The sequence below is a fragment of the Mucilaginibacter sp. genome (assembly GCF_041663085.1).
Taxonomy (GTDB): domain Bacteria; phylum Bacteroidota; class Bacteroidia; order Sphingobacteriales; family Sphingobacteriaceae; genus Mucilaginibacter.
This window is the reverse complement of record NZ_JBAZRC010000243.1, coordinates 1-3104: the sequence shown is the minus strand read 5'-3', so window position 1 is coordinate 3104 and position 3104 is coordinate 1. Positions and strand designations below refer to the sequence as shown.

The window sequence follows — 3104 nt, the reverse complement described above, 5'->3', positions numbered from 1 at the left end:
ACGTAGAGGAATATATAGCGTTAGTGAATGCCGGCGAACTGCCCGTGTTTAAAGGGCATTTTTTAACGCCCGATGACCTTATTATCCGTAAGCACATCCTTAATATTATGTGCCGGGGAAACACCATCTGGAACCATCACCTGCAGCCTTGTATCCCCTTGCTGGAAGGGCTTGAACGTATGGAAGCCATAGCTGACGATGGTTTAGTAGAACTCGACTCTCACAGCCTTACAGTAACACCATTGGGCAAACGCTTTTTACGTAATGTTTGTATGGCGCTGGATGCCAGGCTATGGGCAGATAAACCTGCCACTCAGTTATTCAGCATGGCTGGTTAAAGCGTGTTTTACCCGCCTGTAAAATTTAATGGTTTTTATTCTGAAGATATCTAACAACATGCCAAACACCAGCAGCCCTGCCGGTATATAAAAAGTTTTGTAATGCAGGGCGTGGAAAATATAAGATGATGCAATGCATCCGGCGAAAAAGAAAAATATAATTACCAGCCGTAAAAACATCTTACCATATAAAACAGCGTTTTTCTTATCGGTACCTTTACCATATAAACTGGCCGCAAGCTCAATGCCCAGGTCTGTAAACATCCCGGTTAAATGTGTGGTACGCACTACCGATCCTGATATAATAGATACCATTGCGTTTTGCAAACCCATAGCAAACAGCAGGCTACCGGCAGCAACCCTGTTGTTTGAAAGGGTTGTAGCAAACCAGTGCAGGTTACTGCCGGCTACAACCAATATTATAATTTCAATAATAATAGGTATGGTATAAGCATAGCGCTGGTTGCGGCCAACCATATTAATGATCATGCTGGATACAAACGCCCCTGCAAAAAACAGCAGCATCCATGCCCCCACCACCAATGCCGATTGCGTATCGCCACCGGCAAGCTTTTCTGCAAACAAGGCAACATGCCCGGTTACATTTGTAGTAAGCACCATAAACGACAAAAAACCCGCGGCGTTTACAAACCCCGCAGTTAGGGATAGTAATGCCGCAAGTTTTATGTTATGAGCGTTAGTACGTTTATGCCCAATATGTTGTAACATCTTTATAAATCAAGTAACGAAAGTTGTTGCTCAGATAGTATAAGTTCGCGGTAGGTATTTTCTATATAGGCTTGTGTTTCGTTAGTAAGCTTTGGTATTAGTTGTTTATAGTAATTAATACCCTGCTGCAGCTGCTCTTTAAATTTAATCAGGTACTTGCCTTTTTTCTCGTTCAGGGTTTGAACATACAGGGCAATATCTTTCTTCAAATAATCTATATACAGGTTAAGCTCATTAATAAACATATTGGGCCTGTTTGTATCTTTCAACAGATCTTCATCACCATAAATATGTTTAACCATCTGCTCTAACGAGTAAATATTTTTAAAGTAAGCCAGGTTTGGCCCCGGGCAAATGGTAACGGCGGTGCTCTCCTTAGGTTTTAACAACCCATTCTTAATATATACCGACGCACATAAACCTTCGCAAAGGCATACCTTCTCGGTAATAGCTTCATACCTTGCCTGGTATTCGTCATCGTTTATTACGGCTGCCTGCAGTTCAAATATCTTTAAGGCCTGGTACTTGCGTGATGCTGTGCAAATGGGTTGCTCGGTAAATTCGGTATTGGTACACAAGTACTTTTTGGTACAGGGGCTGCCCGGCCTGCCCTGTTCTATTCTTTGCAATCGCTGGCGCTCGGCCGAACTATTTTTAAAATTATTGAACAGAATACCCAACGGTGATGAGTTGCTCAAATAAAAATCATCCTGCGTGGCGCCGGCCAGCTGCATCAGCGTATCATCATCAACATTGGTAACCTCGGGCACCAATAAAAAAGGGCTGCCCCAACCGGTGGCATCCAGTTGATAATGCTGTATTAAAAAATCATTCTCATTGGCGGTACCTATGCCGCCTTGCACGCTTAAGCGTTGCGGGAGCATTTTATCGCAAACCAGTCCCTTGGTCAATAACGTCCCCAGGTAAAGCGCGTACAGCTCCTCCTGCATCTCTCCGCGCTTTAATTTAAACTCCTCCAGTATTGGGCCAAGTAACAAACCATCGGTGGCAAAGGCGTGGCCGCCACAGTTAAGGCCCGATTCGATCCTGAACTCAGATACCCATAAACCTTTTTTGGCCAAAAATTTTGCCTGTATAAAAGCCGATCGGTAATCGCTCACTTTTAATATGATCCGTTTTTTCAAACGTCCGCTTTTATCCGGGAAAAAATCCCCGAACTTTTCTATATAGCTGTACAGGCGCGGGTTCATCCCTGCCGACAATACAACCGACGAATCCAGGTCGCTCATTGCAAAAGCACGCAGGGCCGATAATGCGTCAGAATTTTCGTCGCCGGCATAATCGCCGTTGGCGTCAAAATTCAGCTTATCAACTTTAGCCATAATGTTTACATCAATTGCGCCCATTTGCATCCTTGTTTTTAGGATGCGGCCAAAAATTTGTTTGCTTTCGCCTGCCGGGTACTCATTCATCAGTTCATACCCCTGTTTAATGGGCGACGAAGCCGGCAACAGGTTAAAATACTGGTCTATATCATTTTCTCCGGTAAACGGCTGCCGCAGCAAGTCATCAAACTGCGTATTTACCAATTCGTTTAACAGGTTCAGGTAAGCAGTTATCCTTCGTGCCCGGGCATCAGGTTCTGTTTTAGCTATGGGGTGGTACAACACATCATTTTGCAGGCAATGAAACTCGCGCATGCGTTCTATCAAATCGTCATCAACCACCGAAACAACCGACGATATGCCGTATTTGGCAACTTTTAAAGGGGTATCTATTGAAAAACCAAGGCCCAGAACAGGGATATGAAATTTGTGAAGCATAATAATTTTATAAAAATTATGAATTATAAAAAAAAGCGGTGGTTAACCGCTTCAAATTAATTAGGGGTATAAATATTAAATAACAAATGCTAATATCATAGCCAGGTGAATAAGTACGCTGGCTGCGAAAAAGAAGATAGTAGTGCGGATGCCCTCGCCGCCCATGTTGGCTATGATGTTTGCAAAAAAGCAAAACATGGTTACGCCAAGTACAATTATAGGTGCATTAAAATAGTACATAAGCACTGCGGGT

2 protein-coding genes and 1 pseudogene are annotated in these 3104 nt (G+C 43.3%); 1 reads left to right on the top strand and 2 read right to left on the bottom strand.

Annotated elements, in window-relative coordinates; genetic code table 11:
- Positions 1 to 338 (top strand): annotated as a pseudogene (locus WC615_RS23090) (coproporphyrinogen III oxidase); the annotation flags it as partial.
- Here WC615_RS23090 and WC615_RS23085 read toward each other — a convergent pair.
- Both WC615_RS23085 and WC615_RS23080 read right to left on the bottom strand, forming a co-directional pair.
- On the bottom strand, positions 318 to 1067 hold the full coding sequence (locus tag WC615_RS23085) for a YoaK family protein (RefSeq protein WP_372980380.1): 750 nt from the start codon (positions 1065 to 1067) through the stop codon (positions 318 to 320). The pseudogene WC615_RS23090 and the gene WC615_RS23085 overlap by 21 nt on opposite strands.
- 2 nt (positions 1068 to 1069) lie before the next feature.
- Positions 1070 to 2851: a hypothetical protein gene (locus WC615_RS23080; protein WP_372980379.1), complete on the bottom strand. Its 1782-nt coding sequence runs from the start codon at positions 2849 to 2851 to the stop codon at positions 1070 to 1072.
- Positions 2852 to 3104: the final 253 nt, after the last annotated feature.